Below are 25192 nucleotides of genomic sequence, written 5' to 3' on the forward strand. Positions count from 1 at the left end.
TGGGCCAGCCGTGAGGCCAGCCTGGCCCGCCGCCGCGAGGCCGTCACCGGCGTCAGCGAGTTCCCCAACCTGGCCGAGCAGCCGGTCACCCGCCCGCCGGCCCCGCCCGCCCCCGGTGGCGGCCTGCCCCGGGTGCGCCGCTCGGCCGCGTTCGAGGCGCTGCGCGACCGCTCGGATGAGATCCTCGCCGCGACCGGCGCCCGCCCCCGCATCCTGCTGGCCGCGCTCGGGCCCGCCGCCGTGCACACCGCCCGCACCACCTTCGCCGCCAACCTGTTCCAGGCGGGCGGCATCGAGCCGGTGCTGAGCGAGGAGGCCGGCGGGACCTCCGGCGACCCGCCCGACTACCAGGCGCTGGCGGCCGCCTTCACCGCCAGCGGCGCCCGGGCCGCCTGCATCTGCTCCAGCGACTCCTTCTACGGCCGCTACGCGGCCGACGCAGCCGCCGCCCTGAAGGCAGCCGGGGCCGACTGGGTGGCCCTCGCGGGCCGGCCGGGCGACCGCCGCGACGCCTACGCCGCGGCCGGCATCGACGCGTTCGTCTACGCGGGCGGCGACGCCCTCGCCGCGCTCACCACCGCGGCCGAGAAGATCGGAGCAGCGCGATGATTCCCGACTTCAGCGCCCTCGGGCTGGACGACTCGCAGGGCCCCTCCTCCCCTGGTGGCCCCTCCTTCCCTGCTGGCAGTGCGGAGCAGTGGCGGGAGGCGTGGCGCCGGGAAACCGGCAAGGACGTCGACGAGGCGGTCTGGGACACCCCCGAGGGCATCGCGGTCAAGCCGCTGTACACCGCGGATGACCTGGCCGGGCTCGACTTCCTCGGCACCTACCCCGGCATCGCGCCCTACCTGCGCGGCCCTTACCCGACGATGTACGTCAACCAGCCGTGGACCGTCCGCCAGTACGCCGGGTTCTCCACCGCCGAGGAGTCCAACGCCTTTTACCGGCGCAACCTGGCAGCCGGCCAGAAGGGCCTGTCGGTCGCGTTCGACCTGGCCACCCACCGCGGCTACGACAGCGATAACCCCCGGGTGTACGGCGACGTCGGCATGGCGGGGGTGGCGATCGACTCCATCTACGACATGCGGCAGCTGTTCGCGGGCATCCCGCTGGACGAGATGTCGGTTTCGATGACGATGAACGGGGCCGTGCTGCCGGTGCTGGCGCTGTACATCGTGGCGGCCGAGGAGCAGGGGGTGCCGCCAGAGAAGCTGGCCGGGACCATCCAGAACGACATCCTCAAGGAGTTCATGGTCCGCAACACCTACATCTATCCGCCGAAGCCGTCGATGCGGATCATCTCCGACATCTTCGCCTTCACCTCGCAGCGGATGCCGCGCTACAACTCCATCTCCATCTCCGGCTACCACATCCAGGAGGCCGGGGCCTCGGCCGATCTGGAGCTGGCCTACACCCTGGCCGACGGGGTGGAGTACCTGCGGGCGGGCCGCAACGCCGGGCTCGACATCGACAAGTTCGCGCCGCGTCTGTCCTTCTTCTGGGGCATCGGCATGAACTACTTCATGGAGATCGCCAAGCTCCGCGCCGCGCGCCTGCTGTGGGCCAAGCTCGTGCACGGCTTCGGCGCGCAGAACCCGAAGTCGCTGTCGTTGCGGACGCACTCGCAGACCTCGGGCTGGTCGCTGACCGCCCAGGACGTCTACAACAACGTCGTCCGGACCTGCGTCGAGGCGATGGCCGCGACCCAGGGACACACCCAGTCGCTGCACACCAACGCCTTGGACGAGGCGCTCGCGCTGCCCACCGACTTCTCCGCGCGCATCGCCCGCAACACCCAGCTGCTGCTCCAGCAGGAGTCGGGCACCACCCGCACCGTCGACCCGTGGGGCGGGTCGGCCTACGTCGAGCGCCTGACCCGGGAGCTCGCCGGCCGCGCGTGGGCCCACATCGAGGAGGTCGAGGCCACCGGTGGCATGGCCCAGGCCATCGACGAGGGCCTGCCCAAGATGCGCATCGAGGAGGCGGCCGCCCGCACCCAGGCGCGGATCGACTCCGGGCGCCAGGCCCTGATCGGCGTGAACAAGTACCCGCTGCTCGGCGGCGAGGACGTCGAGGTGCTCAAGGTCGACAACGCCGACGTGCTGCGCCAGCAGGTGGGGCGGCTGAAGGAGCTGCGCGACGACCGCGACTCCGACGCCGTCGACTCCGCGCTGAACGCCCTGACCAACGCCGCGCAGGCCGCCCAGGACGGCTCGCGCGAGAGCGGCCTCGACGGCAACCTGCTCAAGCTCGCCATCGACGCCGCCCGGGCGCACGCCTCGGTCGGCGAGATCAGCGACGCCCTGGAGAAGGTCTACGGCAGGCACCGTTCGGACGTCCGGACGATCTCCGGGGTCTACCGTGACGAGGTGGGTGAGAACTCCGCGGTCGAGCAGGCCCGCGAGGCGGCCGCGGCGTTCGAGGAGGCCGAGGGTCGCCGTCCCCGCATCCTCGTCGCGAAGATGGGCCAGGATGGCCACGACCGCGGCCAGAAGGTCATCGCGACCGCCTTCGCCGACCTCGGTTTCGACGTCGACGTGGGCCCGCTGTTCCAGACCCCCGAGGAGGTCGCGCGCCAGGCGGTCGAGGCCGACGTGCACGTCGTCGGGGTGTCCTCGCTCGCGGCGGGCCACCTGACCCTGGTGCCCGCGCTGCGCGACGCGCTCGCCGAGCTGGGCGCCGAGGAGATCCTCATCGTGGCCGGCGGCGTGATCCCGCCCGGCGATCACGAGGAACTGCTCGAGAAGGGTGCCGCGGCGATCTTCGGGCCGGGCACCGTCATCGCGGACGCGGCGACGGAGCTGCTCGGTCAGCTGTCGGAGAAGCTGGGACATACGAAGGCCTGATCCGGCTCAGGACACCAGGGCGCGGATGTCGTCGGCGTCGAGGGCGGCGGCGAACGTGGCGCCGTCGTCCATCACGCCGGCGACGAGCGCCTCCTTGCGCTCGGCGAGCGCGCGGACCTTCTCCTCGATGGTGTCCCGCGCGATGAGGCGGTAGGCCATCACGGTGCGGTCCTGGCCGATGCGGTGGGTCCGGTCGATCGCCTGCGCCTCGGTCGCCGGGTTCCACCACGGGTCGAGCAGGAAGCAGTAGTCGGCCTCCGTGAGGTTCAGCCCGAACCCGCCTGCCTTCAGGCTGATCAGGAAGACCGGGGCGTCGCCGTCCTTGAACCCGGCGACGACCTCTCCCCGGGACCGGGTGCTGCCGTCGAGGTAGGCGTACGCGATCCCGGCGGCGTCCAGCGCCCTCCGCACGTGGGCCAGGAACCCGGTGAACTGGCTGAACACCAGCGCACGGTGACCGGCGCCGATGATGTCGTGCAGCTGCTCGACGAGGACGTCGATCTTCGCACTGCCCCCGGACTCGTCGGACTCCCCGATGAGCGCGGGATGCAGGCTGAGCTGCCGGAGCCGGGTGATCGACTGCAGGATCGTGAACCGGTTCCCGTCGACGTCGTCGAGCAGCTTGAGGATCTTCTGACGTTCCCGCTGCAGGTGGCGCTGGTAGATCCGCCGGTGGCTCGGGGTGAGCTCCACCGGAAGGACCTGGGTCTGCTTGGGCGGGAGCTCGGGCGCCACCTGTTCTTTCGTCCGGCGGAGCATCAACGGCCGGACCCGGCGTCGCAGCCGCGCGAGCAGCTCCGCCTCGCCGCCCCTCTCGATCGGCCGGGCGTAGGCCTCCCGGAACCGCTGCGGACTCGGGAACAGGCCCGGCGCGGTGATCGAGAGCAGCGACCACAGCTCCATCAGGTCGTTCTCCATCGGCGTGCCCGTGATGGCGAGCTTGAACGCGGCCGGGACGCGACGGGCGCACTGGTAGACCTTCGACTGCCGGTTCTTGAGGAACTGGGCCTCGTCGAAGAGCACCCCGCCCCAGTCCACGAGCTCGTGCGCCTCGGCATCGAGCCGGAAGAGCGTGTAGGAGGTGACCACCACGTCCGCGCCGGCAATCGCGGTCGCCAGGTCCTGACCGCGGCGGCGGCTCGTGTCGGTCAGGGCGACCACCGAGAGCCCGGGCGCGAACCGCGCCGCCTCGCGCTCCCAGTTCGGGACGACGCTCTTCGGCGCGACGATCAGGAACGGGCCACCGGCCGGTCCGCGCTCCCGGGCGTGGCAGATCAGGGCCAGGGCCTGCACCGTCTTGCCGAGCCCCATGTCGTCCGCGAGAACTCCGCCGAGCCGGTGGCGCCAGAGGAACGCCAGCCACTCGAAGCCCTCGCGCTGGTAGGTCCGCAGGTCCGCGGCCAGCGACGCCGGGACGGGCTCCGGATCCAGCGCCCCGGCCGCGAGCAGGCCGCCCACCTGGTCCTGCCACGCGCGGGCCTGTCGTTCCACGACGCCCAGAGCCGCCAGCTCCTCCCACCACCCGGCCTGGAACCGGCTCAGGCGGATCGGGCCGGACGGATCGTCCTGCAGCGCCCGGGCCTCCTCGATCAGGGCGCGCAGCGCGACCAGCTCCGGCTTCTCGAGCGAGAAGTAGGCGCCGTCGGGCAGCAACAGGTGGGTCTCGCCCTGGCTCAGAGCCGTGATGAGGGCCGCGAACGGGATCTCCCGCCCTTCCACGGTGATGCTGATGCCGAGGTCGAACCAGTCGGTGCCGGTGTCGGACTCGGTGGTCGAGACCCCGATCTCCAGCGCGTCGCCGACCTCGCGGTAGTCCACCGGCTCGCCGGTCCGCTCCACCCGGACGGACCCGGTGTCCTCGAGGACGGGAAGGACCTCCGTCGTGAACGCGACGGTGTCGAGGCCGGTGAGCCGTGCCGCGGCGAGCCCGTGCCGTCCCCGCAGGCCGAAGCGGTCCCAGTCGACCGGCACGTCGTCGAGACCGCGGAGCACCGCTCGCTCGGCTGTGGCGTCGCGGTACTCCTCGGCGGCCCCGGCCTCCCCGGGCGCCGCCCGCACGTCGTTGCCGCCGACGTCGTAGGACCACTCCCAGCTCAACCCGAGCGCGTGGTCGGCCTCGAACGCCGTCCGGAGAACCAGGACGGGCGGGCCGATCTCGGGCGCGGCGAACGAGCCGTCGGACGAGGTCACCGAGCGCAGCTCGGCCAGGCGCCGCCCGAACCGCTCCCGGAACCGGTCGAGCGCCTCGGGCGGGACGGTGATCCCGAGGTCGTCCAGCGCCGCCTGCCAGAGGGCGCGGGGCACCCGGCGGTCGAGACGGGCCAGCCACAGGCGGGACGAGCCGGGGGCCAGCCCCTCCGCCGTGGAGCGGTACACGACCCCGTGGGCGGTGTCCCCACCGAGGAACGCCACCGGCCGGGCGTCCGGATCGGGTCCGTCGTCCCCCGCGAATCGCAGGGCAGGCCGGATGGCCAGCGACTCCCCGTCCGGCTGCTGTGCCGGGTCCTGCTCGGGGTCCCGGGTGACGTCGAGCGAGAGCTCGGCGTGCCGGTAGCGCCCGAGGGGGCCGAGCCCGCGGCGGGCCTGCCGGAGGTCCAGGCCGATGTCGGCCGCTTCGTCGAGCAGGGGCCACAGCCGCTCGCTCGTGAGGGCGGCGAGGTCGATCCGCAGTTCGTCGGACCCGTGTCCGTAGTAGCGGTACGGGGAGAACCCGGTGTCGCCGCGTGCCGCGTGGTGGAGCAGGTAGAGCTCGCGGATCAGAGCCACGTGATCGGGCCGGTGCTCCCGCTGGGCCTGGGGGCGCAACATCCGGTTCCAGAGCAGGCCCCCGTTGACCCAGCCGCTCGACCCCGGCCGCAGCAGGCGGGCGTCGAGGCGCCCGTTCCCGTCGGCCGTGACCTCGATGGCGAGCGCACCGTCGGCCGTCGTCGACCTCGTCGTCCCGGGGAGCAGCGCCTCGAGCGCCGTCTCCCAGGACGGGGGGACGGGAGCCGCCGGGACGGCGCGGGAGTCCTGCGGGCAGGCGTCGAGCGCCGCGGCGGCGACGTGCTTGCACATGTCCCGCACGGGGCACGAGCACTCCCCGTGGACGAGATCGAGGTTCCCGTGCCCGTCGGAGTCGAAGGACACGATCGTCGAGTACACCTGGCCCTGCCCGCCGCGGACGACCGCCCGGAGCTGCATCGCGGCCTCGTGCCATTCGGCGAACAGGACGGCGCCGCCCTGGGCGTACCGCCGCCCGCGGGCGAGGTTCACGACACCGACCGCCCCGGCCACGTCATCGGCCCGGATGCCCGCCACCTGCACGTATCCCGCCACGTCCGACCCCCTGCCCACCGGCGATGGAGCGGACGGTAGCGAGGGGGTCCGACAGTCTCGTCACGTCGAGCGGGACCGGGACGGGCACGGCGTGGCCTACACTGTGCTACAGGCTGCTACAACTGTGGGAGGCGGTGCCATGACCGAGATCGCGTCACGCGAGCTGCGCAACGACACGGCCGGTGTGCTGCGTCGGGTCGAGGCCGGGGAATCGCTGACGGTGACCTCGAACGGGCGCCCGATCGCGCAGCTGGTCCCGGTGCCGCGAACCCGTCGCTCGGGAATGTCACGAGCCGAGCTCATCGATGCCGTCCGTGAGGCGCAGGCCGATCCGGGACTCCGTGACGACCTGCGACGTCTGGCCGGCGACACCACGGACGATCTCGGTCCCATCCGGTGAGCCCGGGGCGGGCGGTCATCGACACGAGCGTGGTGATCGCCTCGGAGAGCGGTCGCGCGCTCGACGAGTCCCGGTTTCCCGAGGACCCGGTCGTCTCGGTGGTCACTCTGACGGAGCTGCAGGCCGGGGTCCTCGCAGCTCCGGATTCCGAGTCGAGGGCCCGGAGGATGGCCACCCTCCAGCGGTTCTCGACCATCGAGGTCCTGGACGTGACCGAGGTCGTGGCGTCGGAATGGGCCCGCCTGCGGGTCCACCTCGCCGAGCAGGGCCGACGCGTCAACGTGAATGATCTCTGGATCGCCGCCAGTGCCGTCGCGCACGGGCTGCCGATCGTGACCCAGGACGACGACTTCGACCCCCTCGACGGCGTGCGCGGTCTCGTCGTCGTCAGAGTCTGAGGAGGCCCCCGTGAGCGACATCGATCTGGCGAAGTACGTCGAGGGCGTCCGCTCCGGCTCGCGGCTGTGGATCGGGCGGGCGATCACCCTCGTCGAGTCCACGCGGGCCGACCACCGTGACGCGGCCCAGGAGCTCCTCGTCGAGCTGCTCCCCGACGCGGGCGGCGCCCGGCGGATCGGGATCTCGGGGGTGCCCGGCGTCGGGAAGTCCACGTTCATCGGGGCGCTCGGCTCGCAGCTCACGGCGTCGGGCAGCAAGGTCGCGGTGCTGGCCGTCGACCCGTCGTCGTCGCGCTCCGGCGGGTCGATCCTCGGCGACAAGACCCGCATGGACGCGCTCGCCACCGACGACGACGCCTTCATCCGGCCCTCGCCGACGGCGGGCACGCTCGGCGGCGTCGCGAAGGCGACCCGGGAGACGATGGTCGTGATGGAGGCGGCGGGCTACGACGTCGTCATCGTCGAGACCGTCGGTGTCGGCCAGTCGGAGACCGCCGTCGCGGAGATGGTCGACTCGTTCCTGTTCCTCACCCTCGCCCGCACCGGCGACTCGCTGCAGGGCATCAAGCGCGGCATCCTCGAGATCGCCGACGTGATCGCGGTGAACAAGGCCGACGGCCCGCACGCCCGCGAGGCCAAGCGCGCCGCCCGGGAGCTGGAGTCGGCGCTGAAGATGCTGCGCGGGGAGCGCGACCCGTGGCAGGTGCCGGTGCTGACGTGCAGCGCGCAGGAGCGGTCGGGTCTCGACGACGTCTGGTCGGCGCTGGTCGGGCACCAGGAGTTCCTCTCCGAGCGCGACGAGTTCGCCGCCAAGCGCGCACGCCAGCAGGTGGACTGGACGTGGCAGATGGTCCGCGAGCGGCTGCTGGGGCGGCTGCGCGACCACCCCTCGGTCAAGGAGATCCGCTCCGAGCTCGAACGGGAGGTCCTCGACGGCGAGCTCACGCCTGCCCTGGCGGCCGACCGGATCCTGGACGCGTTCGGGAAATCTGACCAAGGTTGACCAAGTGACGGCGTAGTCTCGTCGTCGTGACCGACCAGGTGAACGTCTACGAGGCGAAGACGCAGCTCTCGAAGCTGCTGGAGCGCGTCGAGGCGGGCGAGGAGATCGTGATCGCCCGGCACGGCAAGCCGGTCGCGCGCCTCGTTCCGGAGCAGCGGAAGGCGTCGGGCAAGCGACGGCTCGGCACGTTTCCGGGGAAGATCGAATACACCGGTGAGTGGTGGGACGGCGACGATGAGATCGCGGACCTCTTCTACGGCGGTGAGATCGAACCGCCGCGATGAGAGTGCTGCTGGACACCCACGCCGTGGTCTGGGTCCTCCGGGAGCCCGACCGGCTCTCGGACCGGGCTCGTGCCGTCATCGAGGATCCTGGATCCGTGGTCGTCGTGTCGGTCGTGAGCCTGTGGGAGATCGTCACCAAGACGACCGTGGGGAAGATGAAGATCGGTCAGGATGTCCGATCGTGGTTGGCGGACGAAGGCATCGTCGAGCTCCCGGTGACCGGTGATCACACGCGTGCCCTCGCCGACCTACCCCTCCACCACCGCGACCCGTTCGATCGGATGCTCGTCGCTCAGGCACGCCACGAGGGCCTCACCCTGGTGACGGCCGACCGGCGGCTGGAGGTCTACTCCGTGGCGGTCATGCGGGCCGACGGGACGTGAGGACCTCGAGCATCGCGGCCGTGGCGGGGGAGGGCTGCGGCGGGGTGAGCGCCCGAATGCGCCGGACCAGACGCGGGCGCAGCCGTCGCAGCACCAGGCGCCGTCCCATCTGGTGCACGGCGAGGTCCGGGACGAGGGCCACCCCGACCCCGGACTCGACCAGCCCGCTCACCATCGGGAAGTCGTCGGAGTCGAAGGCGACGTGCGGGGTGAACCCGGCCGCGGCGCACATCTCGACCAGCTGCTCGCGGCAGACCTGACCGGAGTCCCGGATCCACGCGGCGTCGCGCAGCGTGCTGACGTCGATCTCGTCGGTCGGCGAGACCCCCGCGTCCTCGAGCGCCGGGTGGTGGGGCGGGAGGGCGACGTTGACGACGTCGTCGAGCAGCCAGGTCGCCGTCAGGCCCTCGGTGTCGACCGACGGGCCGGACGCGACCGTCGGGTCGCTCCCGGTGAGGTAGTCGAAGGTGATCGCGAGGTCGAGCTCGCCCTCGCGGACCAGGTCGGGGACCTCCTCGGGCTCCCGCAGCTCCAGGGAGAGCCGCACTCCGGGGTGGCGTCGGCGGAAGACACCGATCGCCCCCGGCAGCAGCCGGGCGCCCGCGCTCGCGAAGGCGGCCAGGCGCAGTCGGCCTGCGCGCAGCGCGGTGAGGTCGGCCACCTCCTCGTGCGCGCGGGCGAGGCGGGTGGCGACGACGTCGGCGTGCTCGACCAGGAGCGCCCCGGCCTCCGTCGGGACCACCCCGCGGGAGTGGCGGACGAGCAGCGGCGTCCTGACCTCCCGTTCCAGCGTCGCGACCTGCTGCGACACCGCGGAGGGGGTGTAGCCGAGCTCGGTGGCGGCGGCGCTCATCGAGCCGGCCCGGATCACGGCGCGCAGCACGAGCAGGCGGCGCGGATCAAGCATGAAGCTCAGCTTAACGCCGCATCCGTCGATTGTCGCTGGTCGCGAGGCGGGAACGGCCGGAGCATGGGGAGCGTGAAGACGACGTGGAGCGCTCTGACCCGGCTCTGGGAGGAGCAGAAGGAGATCTCGGAGCGGCTCAGCCTGCTCGACCGCCCATGGGAGGAGCGCTACCTCCACTGGGCGTTCGAGGGCGGCGAGTACGTCCTGCACGGCGACCTCATGCCCTCGACGCGGCGGCGCATGTCGACCACGCGGGGCGGCTGGTGCCTGCGCGCCGCCGGGCGTCCGTCGCCGCGCCCGCACCGGTAGGTCCGCGAGCCGGCGAGGTCGCGGCCGGCGAGTGGACCCGCATGGCTACCGCCGCAGCCCTCAGGGTCCACTCGACGATCTCCGACAGGCCTCCGGCCCCCGAAGTGCTCAGGTGACGGCGAGCCCGGCGAGCAGCGCCACGAACGGCGCGCGGCACTCGGCCCGGACCCGCTCGCGGTCCGCGGCCGGGGTGCGCGCGAGCAGCTGACCGGCCGCGCTGAGCATCCCGAACGCGACGCTGGTCAGGGCCTCGCCGCGCTGGGCCGGGATGCGCCCGGCCACCGCGAGCGCGTCGAGCATGTCGCTGACCAGGGCGTAGGAGTACTTCTCCTCGCAGAGGCGCCAGGCGTCCCAACCGAGCGCGAGCGGCGCCTCGCGGAAGACCAGCGTGCCGTACACCGGCTCGGAGCAGGCGAGCAGGAACTGGTCGAGCGCGGCGAGGGCGCCGACCGTCGGATCGTCCTCGGCCACGAAGGCCGCGCGGGCCGCGCCGTTCTCGGCGATCTCGAGCTCGTCGAAGAGCGCCTCGAACAGGCCGGGCTTGCTCGCGAAGTGGTGGTAGATCGCGCCCTTGGTCACCCGGGCGACCGCGGCGATGTCGTCGAGCGAGGTCCGGCCGAAGCCGCGCTCGGTGAACAGCTCGGCGGCCGCGTCCAGCAGGGCGCGCCGCGTCGCCTCGGTGTACTCCCCGCGGCGGCTCTTGACCTCTGGCACGACCCCGGAGCATAGTCCCGGTCAGTCACATACTCTGAGTATGTCTCTGACGGATGGTTCGCGAGAGGTGGTCCACATGTCCTCGGCTCCGGTGTCCACCCCGCCGCGCGCGGCGGCCGGGAAGCCCGTGCGCGGGTCCGCAGCGGTCCCCACGACGCCGGCCCTCGCCGCCCGTTGGGGGCTCTCGCACGGGCTGCTGCGCACCCTGCTCGCCTCCCGGGCCCGCGCAGGCAGCGCCGACGCGCGCCTGCTGCGCAACCCGGCGCTGCAGGCCGAGCCCTGGGAGCACTACCGGGACCTGCGCGCGCAGCGGCCGTTCGCGCAGGCGCCGCTGGGGAGGATCACCGCGCACCACGAGGTCGCGACCGCCGTGCTCCGCAGCGACGACTTCGGTGCGGCCGACCGCGACCAGGTGCTCCCCGCGCCGGTGCGTGCCGGGATGCGGCTGATCGGGCCCCGTCGCTACGCGGGCGTCGACACGCCGCCGTCCATGCTCGTCGTCGACCCGCCCGACCACGCCCGTTACCGCAGGCTCGTCTCGCGGGCCTTCACCGCCAAGGCGGTCGCGGCGCTGCGGACGCGCACCGAGGAGATCTCCGCCGAGCTGCTCGACGAGCTGGCCGGGACCCTCGAGCGCGACGGTGCGGCCGACCTGGTCCACGAGTACGCGGCGCTGGTGCCGGTCACCGTCATCGCCGAGATGCTGGGCGTGCCGCAGGACATGCGCGGGACCCTGCTGACCTGGGGCGACGGGGCCGCGGCGAGCCTGGACATGGGCCTGCCGTGGCAGCGCTACGCCCGCGCGGAGCGCTCCCTGGCCGCCTTCGACGGCTGGCTGCGCGGCCACCTGCGCACGCTGCGGGCCGCGCCGGGCGACGACCTGCTCTCGAAGCTGGTCGGGGTCTCCGACGACGACGGGACGGGTCTGTCCGAGCAGGAGCTCGTCGCCACGTCGATGCTCATCCTGGCCGCCGGCTTCGAGACGACGGTCAACCTGATCTCCAACGGCGCCACCCAGCTCTTCGCGCACCCCGATCAGCGGGCGCTGCTGGCCGAGGACCCGTCGCGGTGGCCGAACGCCGTCGACGAGGTGCTGCGTTTCGACTCCCCGGTGCAGCGCACGGCGCGGATGGCGCGTCGCGACACCGTGGTCGAGGGGGTCCCGGTCGCGCAGGGCGAGATCGTCGTGACCGTGCTGGGCGGCGCCAACCGCGATCCCGCGGTCTTCGCCGACCCCGACCGCTTCGACGTCACCCGCGCCAACGCCAAGGACCACGTCGCGTTCTCCAGCGGCATCCACTACTGCCTGGGGGCGGCGCTGGCGCGCATGGAGGGCGAGGTGGCGCTGCGGGAGCTCTTCACCCGCTTCCCGGATCTCGCGCCTGCCGGGGGAGCGACCCGGCGCCCGACGATCATCCTGCGCGGGTGGGAGACCCTCCCCGTCCAGGCGTGAGGCCGCACAGCCGACACACAGGAGGTCCTCAGCCCGGGCGAATCGGTCGGTGCCAAGGTGGTGCCCATGAACGCGACCCGTGCCGAGCTGCGGCGGCCCGACGGCAGCCCCGTCCGCGCCCTCGTCGTCGACGACGAGCCGACGCTGGCCGACCTCCTCTCCATGGCCCTGCGCTACGAGGGGTGGGACGTCCGCAGCGCGGGCGACGGGCTCGGCGCGGTGACGCAGGGGCGGGAGTTCCGCCCCGACGTCGTCGTGCTCGACGTGATGCTCCCGGACATCGACGGCTTCGAGGTGCTGCGCCGTCTGCGCGCCGACATCCCCGAGGTCCCGGTGCTCTTCCTGACCGCGCGTGATGCCGTGGAGGACCGGGTCGCGGGCATCACCGCGGGCGGCGACGACTACGTCACCAAGCCGTTCAGCCTCGAGGAGGTCGTGGCCCGGTTGCGGGGCCTGCTGCGCCGGGCCGCCGTCGCGACCGCGGTCCGCGGCGACGCGGGCCTCGTCGTCGGGGACCTCACGCTCGACGAGGACTCCCACGAGGTCTTCCGCGCCGGTGCGCAGATCGACCTCACGGCCACGGAGTTCGAGCTGCTGCGCTTCCTCATGCGCAATCCCCGCCGCGTGCTCTCCAAGGCCCAGATCCTCGACCGGGTGTGGAACTACGATTTCGGCGGCCAGTCGAACATCGTGGAGCTCTACATCTCCTACCTGCGCAAGAAGATCGACGCCGGCCGCGCCCCGATGATCCACACCGTGCGCGGCGCCGGGTACGTCCTCAAGCCCGCGGGATGACCGGCCGACGCCGAGGACGGGGAGGCGCCCGATGACCTGGATGCGCTCCCTGCAGGCCCGCATCGTCCTCACCACCGTGATCCTCATGGCCGTGGTGTGCGCGGTCGTCGGCGTCGGCGCGGCACTCTCGCTGCGGCACTATCTGGGCGAGCAGCTCGCCCAGGAGGTCTCGCGCACCGTCGGCTTCGCGGCCAACCCGCCCGACGACGGCACCGGGACGCACGGACCTCCCCCGCCCGACGCCGGCAGCGGCTTCGGCGGCGGGGACGGCACCAGTCGCATCCAGGTGCGTAGCGTCGACGGGCAGGTGGTCTCGGCGTCGACCCTCGGGAACTTCCGGTCCGCCGACCAGGCCCTCGACGCCGAGCAGGTGGCCCCTGTCCTGGCCGTCACCCCGCAGCCCGGCGGGCCGGGTGGGGTCGACCCGGACACCGCCCAGGCGGTCACGTTGCCGAGTCTCGGGACCTACCTCGTCGAGGCCCGTGCGGCGCCCGACGGTTCGGTCGTCGCGGTCGGCATCTCGACGGCGCGGATGGACGCGACCGTCGGCAGGCTGGCGGTCATCGAGATCGTCATCTTCGCGATCGGGGTGGCGGTGGCCGGCGTGATCGCGGCGTTCGCCACCGGCGCCACCCTGCGCCCGCTGCACCGCGTCTCCGCCACCGCGCGCCGGGTCTCGGAGCTGCCGCTCGAACGCGGCGAGGTGGAGCTCGACGACCGCGTGCCGGAGGAGGACGCCGATCCCCGCACCGAGGTCGGGCAGGTGGGCGTCGCCCTCAACCGCATGCTGGGCCACGTCGCGGGCGCGCTCGAGGTCCGCCAGGAGAGCGAGACCCGGGTGCGCCGGTTCGTCGCCGACGCCTCGCACGAGCTCCGCACCCCGCTCGCCGCGATCCGCGGGTACTCGGAGCTGGCCCGGCGCCGCGCCGACGAACTGCCGCCCGAGGTCGCGGCGATGCTCGAGCGGGTGGGATCGCAGACCGAGCGGATGACGCTGCTGGTCGAGGACCTGTTGCTCCTGGCCCGTCTCGACGCGGGCCGACCGCTCGCCCGCGAGCGGGTCGACCTCGCCCGGATCGTCGCCGACGCGGTCGCCGACGCGCACGCCGTGGCGTCCGACCACCACTGGTCGCTGCAGCTGCCCGAGGACCCGGACGAGATCGGGTTCGACGTCGTCGGGGACCCGGAGCGCCTGCACCAGGTCGTCGCGAACCTGCTCGCCAACGCCCGCACCCACACCCCGCCGGGCACCCACGTCGAGGCCGGGCTGAGCCGTCGCGGCGACCGCGTCCGGCTCGAGGTGTCCGACGACGGCCCGGGGATCGCCCCCGACCTGCTCGACCACGTCTTCGAACGGTTCGCCCGCGGCGACACCGGGCGCGCCCGCACCACCGGCAGCACCGGGCTCGGGCTGTCGATCGTGTCCGCCGTGGTCACCGAGCACGGCGGCACGCTGGGCGTCACGAGCGTGACCGGACAGACCTGCTTCGCCGTCGAGCTCGCCGCCGCGGACCGGGGCGGAACCGAGCTGCCCCCGGTCGCCGCGCCTGCGGCGCGGCGGGGCTGATCGCTCAACGCCGGAAGCGCTCGGCGACCTTCGTGGCCGCGTCGGCGACCGCGCGAGCGGCCTTCCCGGTGGTGTCACCCGCGGCGGCCCTGGCCTTGTCCTTCGCCTCGCTCGCGATCTCCCCGGCCCGGTCGGCGGCCTGCTCGAGACGCTCCGCGGGTGACGGTGGCTCGATCGTCGCGTCCGGACCCGGCGTCACGATGGACTCGGCCCCGGAATCGAAGCGCACCCGGTAGGGCGGCCCCTCGCTGCCCAGGACGGCGACGATCGTGCCCTTCCGGTCAGGGGTGTCGACGGTGTTGGCGTGCATGGTGATGCGGTCCCCGACGTTCGCGCTCATGACGATGCCTCTTCCCGACGATGTGGCTGGTAGCGCCCCAGTACCCCGTCACGTCCGGGAGATCACGGTCGTACCCGCACGAAGGGCCCCTCCGGTCGAGGAGATCGACCGGAGGGGCCCTGCGCTTGCGGACGTGCTGCGGGTCAGCCCGCGAGTGCGGGCTCACCCACCGAGAAGGTCAGCTCCTCGCCGCCGGGTGCGACGTCCACCCGGACCGACCGACCCGCGGTGAGCTCGTCGCCGAGCAGCATCGACGACAGCCGGTTGCCGACCTCGCGCTGGATCGTCCGGCGCAACGGCCGCGCCCCGAACTCGGGCTGGTAGCCGTGCTCGGAGAGCCAGTCGACGGCGGGCTCGGCGAACTCGATGCCGATCTCCAGCGACGCCAGCCGGTCCCGCGTCTCGGTGAGCAGCAGGTCGGTGATGGTCCGGAGCTGCGTCGAGTCGAGCCGCTTGAAGACGATCACCTCGTCGATCCGGTTGAGGAACTCCGGCCGGAACGACTCGCGCAGCCGCGGCATGAGCCGCTCCTGCAGCGACCGGTCCGGGTCGCTGGTGGCACCGGCGAAACCGAGCGCCTGGGTGTTCGTCGTGATCAGCTCCGAGCCCACGTTGCTGGTCATGATCAGCACCGTGTTCCGGAAGTCGACCGTGCGGCCCTGGGAATCGGTCAGCCGGCCGTCGTCGAGCACCTGCAGCAGCGTGTTGAAGACGTCCGGGTGGGCCTTCTCCATCTCGTCGAGCAGGACGACCGAGTACGGACGGCGCCGGATCTCCTCGGTCAGCTGCCCGGCCTCGCCGTAGCCGACGTATCCGGGAGGCGAGCCCACCAGGCGCGACACGGTGTGCCGCTCGGAGAACTCGCTCATGTCGACGCGCACCATGCGGTCCTCGTCGCCGAACATCGTCGCGGCCAGCGCCTTGGCGAGCTCGGTCTTCCCGACACCGGTCGGGCCGAGGAACAGGAAGCTGCCGATCGGCCGCTCCGGGTCGCCCAGTCCGGCCCGCGAGCGACGGACAGCCTCGGCGACCGCGCGCACGGCGTCGTCCTGACCGACGACCCGCTCGTGGAGCTGGGCCTCGAGGCCGAGCAGCTTGGACCGCTCGGTCTCGGTGAGCTGGCTGACCGGGATGCCGGTCGAGCGCGAGACCACCTCGGCGATGTCCTCGACGGACACCTCGAGCACTCCACCCTGACCGGAGGTCCGCTCGTGGCGCGCCTCCTCCAGGGCCGTGGTCGCCTGAGCGACCTCGTCGCGCAGCGCGCCGGCCCGCTCGTAGTCCTCGTCGGCGACGGCCTGGTCCTTGTCGCGGTGCAGCGACTCGACCTTCCGTTCCAGCTCACGGGTGTCGGTGTGCGGCGCCTTCGAGCGCAGCCGCTTGCGGGCACCCGCCTGGTCGACGAGGTCGATGGCCTTGTCGGGCAGGAACCGGTCGGTCACGTAGCGCTCGGAGAGCTCCGCGGCCGCGGTCAGGGCCTCGTCGGTGAACCGCACCTGGTGGTGCGCCTCGTAGCGGTCCCGCAGCCCGTGCAGGATCGCGATGGTGTCGGCGACGCTCGGCTCGGGGACCATCACCGGCTGGAAACGGCGCTCGAGCGCGGCGTCCTTCTCGATGGACTGCCGGTACTCGTCGAGCGTCGTCGCACCGACGATGTGCAGCTCGCCGCGGGCCAGGGCCGGCTTCAGGATGTTGCCGGCGTCCATGCCGCCACCCTCGCCGTTGCCGCCGGCACCGACCATGGTGTGCAGCTCGTCGATGAAGACGATGAGCTCGTCGGAGTGCTGCCGGATCTCGTCGACGAGCTTCGTCATGCGCTCCTCGAAGTCACCGCGGTAGCGGGTGCCCGCCACCATGCCGGTGAGGTCGAGCTGGACGATCCGCTTGCCGGTGAGCTGCTCGGGGACGTCGCCCGCGACGATGCGCTGGGCGATGCCCTCGACGACGGCGGTCTTGCCGACGCCTGCCTCACCGATCAGCACCGGGTTGTTCTTGGTGCGCCGGGAGAGGACCTCGAGGGTCTGGTCGACCTCGTCCTCACGACCGATGACCGGGTCCAGCTCGCCCGCCCGCGCCTTCGCGGTCAGGTCGACGCCGAACTGGTCGATGGTGGGCGTGTCGCTCTCACCCTGCTGGGCGCCCTGTCCGGCGCCACCCGGGCGGCCGCCGCTCGACGCCGAGCGCTGCAGCGACTGCGGGTCGACCCCGCGGGACTGCAGGGCCTTGCCGGTCGGGGAGTCGGGGTTGGCGGCGAGCGCCAGCACGATGTGCTCCGGCCCGATGTAGCTCGCCCCGAGGGCGCGCGAGATCTGGTGGGCGTCGAGCAGCGTGCGCTTCGCGGTGGGGGTCAACGTCGGGGCGTCGTCGCTGGCCTCGCTCCGCGGCAGCTGGGCGTCGGCGTACCGGGCCAGGTCCTCGACGTCCGCGCCGGTCCCCGCGATCAGGGCGCGCAGCGGGGGCACGGCCAGGCCGGCCAGGAGCAGGTGCCAGGCGTCCAGGTCGTTGTTGCCGCGCTCGGCTGCCTGCTGGGCCGCCGCACCGACCAGGCCACGGGCCTGCTCGGTCATGAGCGCGGTGATGTCGATCCGCTGATCACCCCGGGCCGACGCTCCACCGAGGAAGCGGGCCAGGAAGTCGTCGAACGGGCCGGACCCGGGTCCGCCGGGACCGAATGCGCTGGTCATGCGTACCTCTCTGGAGGGGTCCTGCCGCCTGCGGCCTGGTGCCTGCGGCGGCTGTCTTGGTCCTCAGCAAACCGGGCCGCGGATTCATTCCTGAGTCGATGTGACTCATGTCTGGCCGTGGCAGGGAAGTCTCGTTCCAGACACTGGACGTCCGATAATCGGCTCTCATCCCGGGTAGGCGAGGGGCATGAGCACTGCCCACGAGATTCACCTCGCCCGCCGGCCCCACGGCTTCCCCGACGCCGCCGACTTCACCCTCGTCGAGCGCGAGCTCCCCGAGCCCGGGCCCGGCGAGGCCGTCGTCGTGAACCGCGCGTTCTCCGTCGACCCCTACATGCGCGGCCGGATGAACGACGTGCCGAGCTACGTCCCGCCGTTCCGGCTGAACGAGGCGATGGACGGCCGCTCGGTCGGCGAGGTGGCGGCGGTGGGACCTGACGTCTCCGAGGTCGCCGTCGGGGACCTGGTCCTGGCCAACCTCGCCTGGCGGGACCGGGGCATCTCGAAGGCCGAGCACCTGCAGCGGGTGCCCGACGTCGCGGGCGTCGACCCGAGGGCCTACCTCGGCGTGCTCGGGGCGCCCGGGCTCACCGCGTGGGTCGGACTGCTGGACAAGGCATCCTTCCGGCCCGGGGACGCCGTCTTCGTCTCCGGTGCCGCCGGGGCCGTGGGCAGCCTCGTCGGGCAGATCGCGAAGGCGAAGGGCGCCTCGCGCGTGGTCGGCAGCGCCGGGAGCGCGGAGAAGGTCGCGTGGCTGACCGGCGAGCTCGGCTACGACGCCGCGTTCAACTACAAGGACGGGCCGGTCCGCGACCAGCTCCAGAAGGCCATGCCCGACGGCCTCGACGTCTACTTCGACAACGTCGGCGCGGACCACCTCGAGGCCGCGATCGCCGTCGCGAACGACCATGCCCGCGTGGCCGCCTGCGGGGCGATCGCGCACTACAACGACACGGCCGACGCCCCCACGCCCGGCCCGAGCAACCTCTTCCAGATCGTGAAGAAGCGCCTCGCGATCCAGGGCTTCATCGTCACCGACTCGCTGGACCGGTTCGCGCCGTTCCTCGAGGAGGTCACCCCTTGGGTAGCCGACGGCCGGGTCCGGTTCGCGGAGACCGTGGTCGACGGCGTGGACCACGCGGTCGAGGCGTTCCAGGGCCTGCTCCGCGGCGAGAACACCGGGAAGATGCTCGTGCAGGTCGGTGGCTGACGTCTCGCCGACCCACCTACGGAACGGGCGCCGCGCGCGGCTCGAGCACGACGTCGACGCGCCCGGGGGCGGCCCGGCGCGCGACCGGGGAGTGCTCGGGCGCGGCGCACACCAGCAGGCACGGGATCGGCGGCACGGCGAGCTCGTAGGCGCCGGTCCCGTCGGTATGCGTCGCGCCGAGCTGGCGACCGTCGTCGTCGACGAGGGTCACGGTCGCCCCCGACAGCGCCGTGCCGCCCGCGGTGCGGACCGTCCCCCGGAGGGTGCGCCGGACGGCGGTCGGGTCCGGCTCGGCCGGGCGCTCAGCGGGATGCGTGAGTGGCCCTATCGGCGTGCTCCCCTGTCCCCGCTCGTCAGGTGAGAGCAATAGGCCATCGCTGCCATCGGCGGGCGCCGTCCCGTGCACGTGGCGGTTCCGCGCGGCGCCGGCCCCCGCGGCGGCGAGTGGCACGAGCAGGACCAGCAGCGTGATGATCGGCGCGGTCCAGCTCCCGGTCGCGTCGTGGATCGCCCCGAGGGCCAGCGGGCCGGCCGCGGCGAGCACGTACCCGACGCCCTGGGCCATCCCCGAGAGCTCGGAGGTGTGCGCGGCGTCGGGGGAGCGCAGCGTGATGAGCGTGAGGCCGAGGCTGATCCCGACCCCCTGGCCCAGCCCGATCAGCGCCATCCACAGCGGCGCGAGCGACCCGGGCGCGAGGAGCAGGCCGAGGAGGCCGACCACCCAGAGCGTGATCAGCAGCGCGACCAGGTGGTACTGGGTGCGGCTGCGGGCGGCGAGCACCGGGGTGATCGCCGAGGTCACCAACGAGCACAGCCCCGCGAGCGAGAGCAGCAGCCCGGCCTCGGTGGCCGAGCGGCCCTCGTCGACGAAGATCGTGGGCGCCCAGGCGGTGAGCGCGTAGAACTGCAGCGACTGCAGGCCCATGACGAGCGTGACCTGCCACGCGAGCGGGTTGCGCCACAGTCCGCGGACGGGGGCCACCGGGGCGGCGGGCGGTGCGGCCGCGGCACGACGCCGGGCGCGGACGACCCACGGGACCCAGAGCACGACCGCGAGCGCCACGAGCACCGCCCACAGCGCCAGCGACGGACGCCACCCCAGCCCCGTCGCGTGCTCGACCGGCACCATCACCGCGGCGGCCAGGGCCCCGCCACCGGAGATCATCGTCGAGTACGCGCCGGTCATCACACCGGTGCGGTGGGGGAAGTCGCGTTTGACGACGACGGGCATCAACGTGTTGCCGATCGCGATCGCGATCCCGGCGAGCAGGCTGCCCGCGAGCAGCGCGGCCAGCGACGGGACCAGGCGCACGAGGATGCCTGCGGTGAGGACGAGCAGCGCCGCCAGCAGTGCGGTCTCGAGGCCGATCCGGCGGGCCAGCCGTCCGGCGAAGGGCGCGAGCAGGCCGAAGCAGAGGACCGGCAGCGTCGTCAGCAGACCGCCGACGGCGCCGCCGAGCGCGAGGTCGTCGCGGATCTGGGCGAGCAGCGGGGACACGGCGACGACGGCCGGGCGCAGGTTCAGGGCGATCAACAGGACCGCGGCGACGAGCACCGCGGTACGGGTGCGGCTCACGTCGGGTCCCCGAGGAGGGCGAGCAGCTCGTCGAGCAGGGCGTCGGACGCGCGCCCGGCGGTCTCGGCGTCGCCGGCGCGGATGGCCTCGACGAGATCGGTGTGCACGTGGAAGAGCGGCGAGCCCACCGCGTGCTGCTCGTCGACGGTGAGCGCGATGGTCGCGCCCAGGGCGTCGCCGAGGTGCTCCAGGAGTTCGGTCAGCACCGGATTGTGGGCGGCGGCGGTGACCAGCCGGTGGAAGGCGAGGTCACCGCGGACGAAGCCGTCGCGGTCGTCGGCGGCGGCCAGCTCGTGCTGGCGCCCGAGTGCGGCGGTGAGCCCGGCGAGGTCGTCGGCGGTGCGGTTCCGGGCGGCGAGGCGCGCGGCCTCACGCTCCAGGCCCCGGCGGACCTCGAGGACGTGGCGGGCGTCGGCGCGGCGGACGTAGCGGTCGAGGGCCGCGCCGAGGCCGCTGGCGGCTCGCACCCAGGTCCCGTCGCCCTGGCGGACCTCGAGCATCCCGGAGTGCGCGAGGGCGCGGACGGCCTCGCGCACCGAGTTGCGGCCGACGCCGAGCGCGGCGACCAGTTCGGGTTCCGGCGGAATCCGCGTGCCCACCGGCCACTCGCCGGAGACGACCATCGTCTCCATCTGGGTGATCACGTCGCCGATGACGCTCGCGCGCCGAGGGGTCTCCAAGGGCACGCAGACATCCTGACATCCCATGTCTGTCGGCGCTCGTTCCGGTGGGCCCGGTCACCGGGGATCAGGAGTGGTGCTTCGGCGCCGCGTGCTTCGCGCCGTGGTGCTGGGACGAGGGCGGAGCGCCCGCGGTGTCGGCGACCGAGCGCAGGTCGAACGACACGAAGTCGCGGCTCGAGGTCTGCAGGTAGTGCTGCGCGCCGACCTGCTCACCCGGGAAGAGCTGGAACGCGTCGGGTCGCGCCTGGCCCGTCGGGTGGAAGTACGCGCCCGACACCCACGCCGGGTTGATGTCGAGCTCCATCCCGCGCACCGCGCCCGCCGAGCGGAGGATCTCGCCGAGGGTGCACACCGACAGCGCCGGACCGGCGACGTAGACCTCCGCGCCGCTCGCGGTGACGCCGAACCCGGACCGGTTGATGTAGGCCGCCTGGCCGACGGTGGAGCCCCACTCGGCGGTGCCACCGGTCGCGCAGGTCGGGTTCACCACGCCGTGGTCGACCAGGGGGATCAGGTTCTGCCGGACCGCGGCGACGTCGGGGGACATGCGCACCTCGCTGCCCCACGCGCCCACATCGGCCGCCCCGTTCCTGTCGATCACCAGGCTCGCCGCCCCCGGCACGAGCGGCCGGGCCTCGCGGCCGTCGAGGTACCAGCCCCCGTGGCTGTCGCCCTGCAGCCGGAAGCCCGCGGAGAAGGCGCTGACGACGGTGCGCTGCTCGGTGGTGTCGACGGAGGTGGGCACCGACCAGTCGCCGCCCGGGTCCTCGGTGCCCGGGTGCAGGACGCCCCGCACCAGGGTCGGGTCCATCCACAGCACGCCGACCAGGAACGACGTGTGCGCCGGGTCCGGGCGGACCGTCGTCAGCCGCACCGCGTCACCGCGCGGGGTCGAGACGACGGGCTGCCACTGGCCCTCGCCCGGCAGCGGCGGGACGCCGGCCGGGGCCGGTAGCGGCCCGGGCGCGGGGTTGCCGCCGGGGTGATCGGCCACCGCGCCGTTCGCGAACGGGATCCCGCCCGAGGGAGCGCCGCCCGTCGCGGGCTGGTCCAGGTCGTACTGGCGCGCCTCGGCCCAGGTCACGAGCGGCCCGAGCCCGTGGTCGCGGCCCCACTCCGCCAGCCGGGCCGCCACGGTGTCCGACCCGGGCCGGGTGAGGGCGTGCACCAGCGACGGGGTCGCGGCCGCGGCGAGCACGAGGAGGACGACGGCGAGCGCGGCCGCCGTGCGCAGCAGCCACGGCGAGCGGAGCCGTCGGAATCGGCGGGGCCCGTCCTGGACCGGGATCGCCGTCGTGTCCTCGTCGGTCCCGTCGTGGACGGTGGCACCCGCGACGGTCGCGACGGGGACGGTGCCTGCGGCCGGCGGGCCGTCGTCGGCGGGCTCGACGGGGACCGTGTCGGACCCGGTGTCGACGCTTTCGGCCTCACCGGGGTCGGCGTCCGCGGGCTCGGTGTCTGGGTTCCCGGTGTCCTCGGCCTCGGCCTCGGCGTCGAGGCTCTCGATGTCGAGACTTTCGGTGTCCGTGGGCCCGGCGTCCGTGGGCCCGTCCTCGGCCTCGGCCGACGGGGTCTCGTCCTCGCGGGTGTCGACCGCGGGAGTGGCGACGGTGGGCCCGTCCAGCGCGTCCTGGTCCGCGGCCGAGGGGTCGTCGTCGGGGACGTCGACCCGCTCGGTCGGTCCGGTGTCCGAGGACGCCAGGGCGGACGAGGGATAGGGGGCCACGACAGCTCATCGTCCACCTGACCTGCGGCGTGACCGTGAAGCACCCCGCCATGTGGGTGTCCTCACCGACGCCTTCGGCCCGGTTCGTCCCGGGTTGTGACCGAAGCTCCCGGGTTCCCTGACCAAGATCGCGAACCGTGTGAGGAAACCCCCCGAGGACCGAACGGTCCGTCACAGCGATCGCGATCATGCTTGGCGGCCCCGGGGCCCGTCGGCGCGGACGTCGTGATCACGTTCCGGGCCACCCGCCGGCAGACGAGCGAAGGGCCCCTCCGGTCGAACAGATCGACCGGAGGGGCCCCTCGCTCGGGACGGAGAACCGCGCGCTACGCCGGACGGACCGTCAGCAGCAGGTGGTCCTTGCCCTTCTTCGAGCGCAGTGCCGCGTCCCAGCCGTCCTTCGTCGCGGCGGTGTACAGGTACGCCGTCGACGGCGTGCGCAGCGGCGAGCGGAACACGGCGTCCACGGTCGACGCCGGGTCGTAGCGCCCGGACAGCGCCGCGAGGACGCGAGCCTTCGACCACATGCCGTGCGCGATCGTGCCCGGCATCCCGAAGGCCTTCGCGGCCAGCGAGTTGATGTGGATCGGGTTCACGTCGCCCGACACCGAGGCGTAGCGCCGCCCGATGTCGCCCGGCACCGTCCACACCGCGTGCGGCCGGTCCCCGACGGCGGGTGCCGGTTCCGGTGGCGCGGCGTCGACGGCATCATCGGCCGAGGCGCCGCGCACGAAGTACGTCGAGCGCGAGCGCCACGTCCCGGAGCCGTCGCCCGTGTCGATCGTGGACACGAGGTCGACCTGGGCGCCCTTGGGGTGGGCGACCAGCCGCTCGGCGTGGACCGCCAGCCGCAGCGGCTCGCCCACCTCGAGCGAGCGCCGCTGGGTGATGACGTTGCGCAGGTGCACCATGCCCGGCGCGGGCAGGGGGAACTCGCGGTCGGTCATCAGCCGCATCTGCAGCGGGAACGCCAGCATGTGCGGGTAGGTCGGCGGGACGTCGCCGCCGACCCGGAACCCGCACACGTGCGCGTAGTCGGCCACCGCGTCGGCGTCGATCGTGGCGCCGGCGAGCTCGAGTGTGCGGTCGGGCAGCGCGTGGCCGCCCGAGCGCGCGGTGAGCAGTGCCCGGCCGTACAGCGCGCCCAGCGAGGGCGGTGCGTCCAGCGTCTCGGTAGCCACCTAGGCCCCCAGCAGGTTCTGGCCGCAGACGCGCAGGACCTGCCCGTTGACCGCGTAGGAGGCGCCCTGCGCGAAGTAGGCGATGGTCTCCGCGACGTCGACCGGCAGTCCGCCCTGGGTGAGCGACGACAGCCGCCGACCGGCCTCGCGGGTCCCCACCGGCATCGCGGCGGTCATGTCGGTCTCGATGAACCCGGGCGCGACCGCGTTGATCGTCGCCTTCTTCCGGGCCAGCAGCGGTGCGGTGGCCTCGACGAGACCGATGACGCCCGCCTTCGACGAGCTGTACGACGTCTGGCCGCGGTTGCCCGCGATGCCCGCCATCGACGAGACGGTGACGATGCGACCGCCCGGGTGGAACCCGAGGTCGTCGGACGAGGACATGAGGACCTCGTCGATCGCGAGCTGCGCGTTCAGGTTGACGTCGATCACCGAGTTCCAGCGGTCGGTGTCCTGGTTGGCGAGCAGCTTGTCGCGGGTGATCCCGGCGTTGTGCACGACGATGTCGATCCCGCCGTGGCGCTTGGCGTGCGACACGATCGCCTCGCCGGCGCCGTCGGAGGTGATGTCGAGCTGCAGCGCGGTCCCGCCGACGTCGTTGGCGGTGCGGGCCAGCGCGTCCCCGGCGGAGGGGATGTCCACGCAGACCACTTTCGCGCCGTCCCGGGCGAGGGTCGTCGCCACGGTGCGGCCGATGCCGCGGGCGGCACCGGTCACGACGGCGACCTTGTTCGCCAGCGGCCGGTCCCAGTTGGTGCCCGACGACGAGCCCGCGTAGCCCGGGACGGTGCCGACGTCCACCCGCTGCCCGTCGACGAACGCCGAGCGGGAGGAGAGGAAGAAGCGCAGCGTCGACTCGAGGTCGGCGCCGACAGCTTCTTCGGCGACGTGCACGAGGTTGACCGTCGCGCCGTAGCGGGCCTCCTTGGCCGCGGAGCGCACCAGGCCCTCGAGGGAGCGCCGCGCGGCGCGGACGGCGGGTCGGTCGGCCTCGGCGGGGACGTCACCGATCACGAGGATGCGGCCGGACGACCCGACGCGACGCATGCACGGCGAGAGGAACTGCTGGATCGCGGCGAGGTCGGCCGGCGAGGACAGGCCGGTCGCGTCGACGATCGCGGCGGCGACCTTGGAGGTCGACGAGCCGCCGCCGATGGGGGCGTTCGGGTCCTCGTGGACCTCGACGCCCGCCTCGGTCAGGACGGCGCGCACCCCCTTCGCGACGCGTCCGTTCGCCGTCGCCGAGCCGAGCAGCGCCGCCCCGGAGAGCAGCGGCTGACCGGGCTCCCAGCGCCGCAGCTTCGGCACCGGGGGGAGCCCCACGTTGCCGGCGATCGCCTTGCCGACGCCGGAGTTGACGAAGTCGGAGTACCAGTCGTGCGACATCTCTAGCTGTCCTTTCCGGATCCGGGCCG

The 25192-nt window shown here is 73.3% G+C and carries 21 protein-coding genes and 1 pseudogene; 12 read left to right on the forward strand and 10 right to left on the reverse strand.

Going from position 1 to position 25192, the window contains the following annotated elements; all coding sequences use genetic code 11:
* Both VGI02_RS14930 and scpA read left to right on the forward strand, forming a co-directional pair.
* Window positions 1–609: pseudogene (locus VGI02_RS14930) on the forward strand (methylmalonyl-CoA mutase family protein); the annotation flags it as partial.
* Entirely contained in the window at window positions 606–2846 is a 2241-nt protein-coding gene (gene scpA, locus VGI02_RS14935; RefSeq protein ID WP_331628185.1) for a methylmalonyl-CoA mutase, read from the forward strand. The pseudogene VGI02_RS14930 and the gene scpA, both read left to right, overlap by 4 nt.
* Window positions 2847–2852: 6 nt before the next feature.
* On the opposite strand, the gene VGI02_RS14940 is transcribed toward scpA, so the two are convergent.
* Window positions 2853–6164 carry a DEAD/DEAH box helicase gene (locus VGI02_RS14940; protein ID WP_331628186.1) on the reverse strand — a complete coding sequence of 1104 codons (3312 nt, stop codon included), beginning with the start codon at window positions 6162–6164 and terminating at the stop codon, window positions 2853–2855.
* A 139-nt stretch (window positions 6165–6303) separates the two neighbouring features.
* On the opposite strand from VGI02_RS14940, the gene VGI02_RS14945 reads away from it, so the two are divergent.
* The 5 genes from VGI02_RS14945 to VGI02_RS14965 are packed head-to-tail and all read left to right on the forward strand — an operon-like array spanning window position 6304 to window position 8632.
* Window positions 6304–6564 (forward strand): type II toxin-antitoxin system Phd/YefM family antitoxin, encoded by a 261-nt coding sequence (locus tag VGI02_RS14945; protein WP_331628187.1) that lies wholly within the window; start codon window positions 6304–6306, stop codon window positions 6562–6564.
* Entirely contained in the window at window positions 6561–6962 is a 402-nt protein-coding gene (locus VGI02_RS14950; RefSeq protein ID WP_331628188.1) for a type II toxin-antitoxin system VapC family toxin, read from the forward strand. The genes VGI02_RS14945 and VGI02_RS14950 overlap by 4 nt, the downstream gene beginning before the upstream one ends.
* 10 nt (window positions 6963–6972) lie before the next feature.
* Window positions 6973–7965: a methylmalonyl Co-A mutase-associated GTPase MeaB gene (gene meaB / locus VGI02_RS14955; protein ID WP_331628189.1), complete on the forward strand. Its 993-nt coding sequence runs from the start codon at window positions 6973–6975 to the stop codon at window positions 7963–7965.
* A gap of 26 nt (window positions 7966–7991) precedes the next feature.
* Window positions 7992–8249 carry a type II toxin-antitoxin system Phd/YefM family antitoxin gene (locus VGI02_RS14960; protein WP_331628190.1) on the forward strand — a complete coding sequence of 86 codons (258 nt, stop codon included), beginning with the start codon at window positions 7992–7994 and terminating at the stop codon, window positions 8247–8249.
* On the forward strand, window positions 8246–8632 hold the full coding sequence (locus VGI02_RS14965; protein WP_331628191.1) for a type II toxin-antitoxin system VapC family toxin: 387 nt from the start codon (window positions 8246–8248) through the stop codon (window positions 8630–8632). Before VGI02_RS14960 ends, VGI02_RS14965 begins: the two co-directional genes overlap by 4 nt.
* On the opposite strand, the gene VGI02_RS14970 is transcribed toward VGI02_RS14965, so the two are convergent.
* Window positions 8610–9539 carry a LysR family transcriptional regulator gene (locus VGI02_RS14970; protein ID WP_331628192.1) on the reverse strand — a complete coding sequence of 310 codons (930 nt, stop codon included), beginning with the start codon at window positions 9537–9539 and terminating at the stop codon, window positions 8610–8612. The genes VGI02_RS14965 and VGI02_RS14970 overlap by 23 nt on opposite strands.
* A 72-nt stretch (window positions 9540–9611) precedes the next feature.
* On the opposite strand from VGI02_RS14970, the gene VGI02_RS14975 reads away from it, so the two are divergent.
* Entirely contained in the window at window positions 9612–9848 is a 237-nt protein-coding gene (locus VGI02_RS14975; RefSeq protein ID WP_331628193.1) for a hypothetical protein, read from the forward strand.
* A 108-nt stretch (window positions 9849–9956) separates the two neighbouring features.
* Here the strand turns inward: VGI02_RS14975 and VGI02_RS14980 are convergent, their stop codons facing one another.
* Complete coding sequence (locus VGI02_RS14980) at window positions 9957–10562, reverse strand: TetR/AcrR family transcriptional regulator (protein ID WP_331628194.1); 606 nt, start codon at window positions 10560–10562, stop codon at window positions 9957–9959.
* 76 nt (window positions 10563–10638) lie between these two features.
* On the opposite strand from VGI02_RS14980, the gene VGI02_RS14985 reads away from it, so the two are divergent.
* From VGI02_RS14985 to VGI02_RS14995, 3 genes are all read left to right on the forward strand, one after another.
* Window positions 10639–12015 (forward strand): cytochrome P450, encoded by a 1377-nt coding sequence (locus VGI02_RS14985; RefSeq protein WP_331628195.1) that lies wholly within the window; start codon window positions 10639–10641, stop codon window positions 12013–12015.
* A 66-nt stretch (window positions 12016–12081) separates the two neighbouring features.
* Complete coding sequence (locus VGI02_RS14990; RefSeq protein WP_331628196.1) at window positions 12082–12810, forward strand: response regulator transcription factor; 729 nt, start codon at window positions 12082–12084, stop codon at window positions 12808–12810.
* Between the two features lie 31 nt (window positions 12811–12841).
* The gene (locus VGI02_RS14995) at window positions 12842–14377 is read left to right on the forward strand and encodes a sensor histidine kinase (protein ID WP_331628197.1); all 1536 of its coding nucleotides are present in this window, start codon (window positions 12842–12844) and stop codon (window positions 14375–14377) included.
* 4 nt (window positions 14378–14381) lie between these two features.
* Here the strand turns inward: VGI02_RS14995 and VGI02_RS15000 are convergent, their stop codons facing one another.
* Together VGI02_RS15000 and VGI02_RS15005 are read right to left on the reverse strand one after the other, a co-directional pair.
* Window positions 14382–14717, reverse strand: coding sequence for a DUF1918 domain-containing protein (locus tag VGI02_RS15000; RefSeq protein WP_331628198.1), 336 nt, complete (start codon window positions 14715–14717; stop codon window positions 14382–14384).
* 143 nt (window positions 14718–14860) lie between these two features.
* Window positions 14861–17401 (reverse strand): ATP-dependent Clp protease ATP-binding subunit, encoded by a 2541-nt coding sequence (locus VGI02_RS15005; RefSeq protein WP_331628199.1) that lies wholly within the window; start codon window positions 17399–17401, stop codon window positions 14861–14863.
* A 187-nt stretch (window positions 17402–17588) separates the two neighbouring features.
* Between VGI02_RS15005 and VGI02_RS15010 the strand changes: the two genes are divergently transcribed.
* Window positions 17589–18611, forward strand: coding sequence for an NADP-dependent oxidoreductase (locus VGI02_RS15010; RefSeq protein WP_331628200.1), 1023 nt, complete (start codon window positions 17589–17591; stop codon window positions 18609–18611).
* A gap of 16 nt (window positions 18612–18627) precedes the next feature.
* Here the strand turns inward: VGI02_RS15010 and VGI02_RS15015 are convergent, their stop codons facing one another.
* The 5 genes from VGI02_RS15015 to VGI02_RS15035 form a co-directional block, all read right to left on the reverse strand.
* Complete coding sequence (locus VGI02_RS15015; RefSeq protein ID WP_331628201.1) at window positions 18628–20187, reverse strand: MFS transporter; 1560 nt, start codon at window positions 20185–20187, stop codon at window positions 18628–18630.
* Window positions 20184–20873, reverse strand: a complete 690-nt coding sequence (locus VGI02_RS15020; RefSeq protein WP_331628202.1) for a FadR/GntR family transcriptional regulator — start codon at window positions 20871–20873, stop codon at window positions 20184–20186. Before VGI02_RS15020 ends, VGI02_RS15015 begins: the two co-directional genes overlap by 4 nt.
* A 61-nt stretch (window positions 20874–20934) precedes the next feature.
* Window positions 20935–22596, reverse strand: a complete 1662-nt coding sequence (locus VGI02_RS15025; protein ID WP_331628203.1) for a prolipoprotein diacylglyceryl transferase — start codon at window positions 22594–22596, stop codon at window positions 20935–20937.
* 326 nt (window positions 22597–22922) lie between these two features.
* The gene (locus tag VGI02_RS15030) at window positions 22923–23777 is read right to left on the reverse strand and encodes a MaoC family dehydratase (RefSeq protein ID WP_331628204.1); all 855 of its coding nucleotides are present in this window, start codon (window positions 23775–23777) and stop codon (window positions 22923–22925) included.
* The gene (locus tag VGI02_RS15035) at window positions 23778–25163 is read right to left on the reverse strand and encodes a 3-oxoacyl-ACP reductase (protein ID WP_331628205.1); all 1386 of its coding nucleotides are present in this window, start codon (window positions 25161–25163) and stop codon (window positions 23778–23780) included.
* Window positions 25164–25192 lie beyond the last annotated feature (29 nt).

Source organism: Actinomycetospora sp. (genome assembly GCF_036497245.1).
Lineage (GTDB): Bacteria > Actinomycetota > Actinomycetes > Mycobacteriales > Pseudonocardiaceae > Actinomycetospora.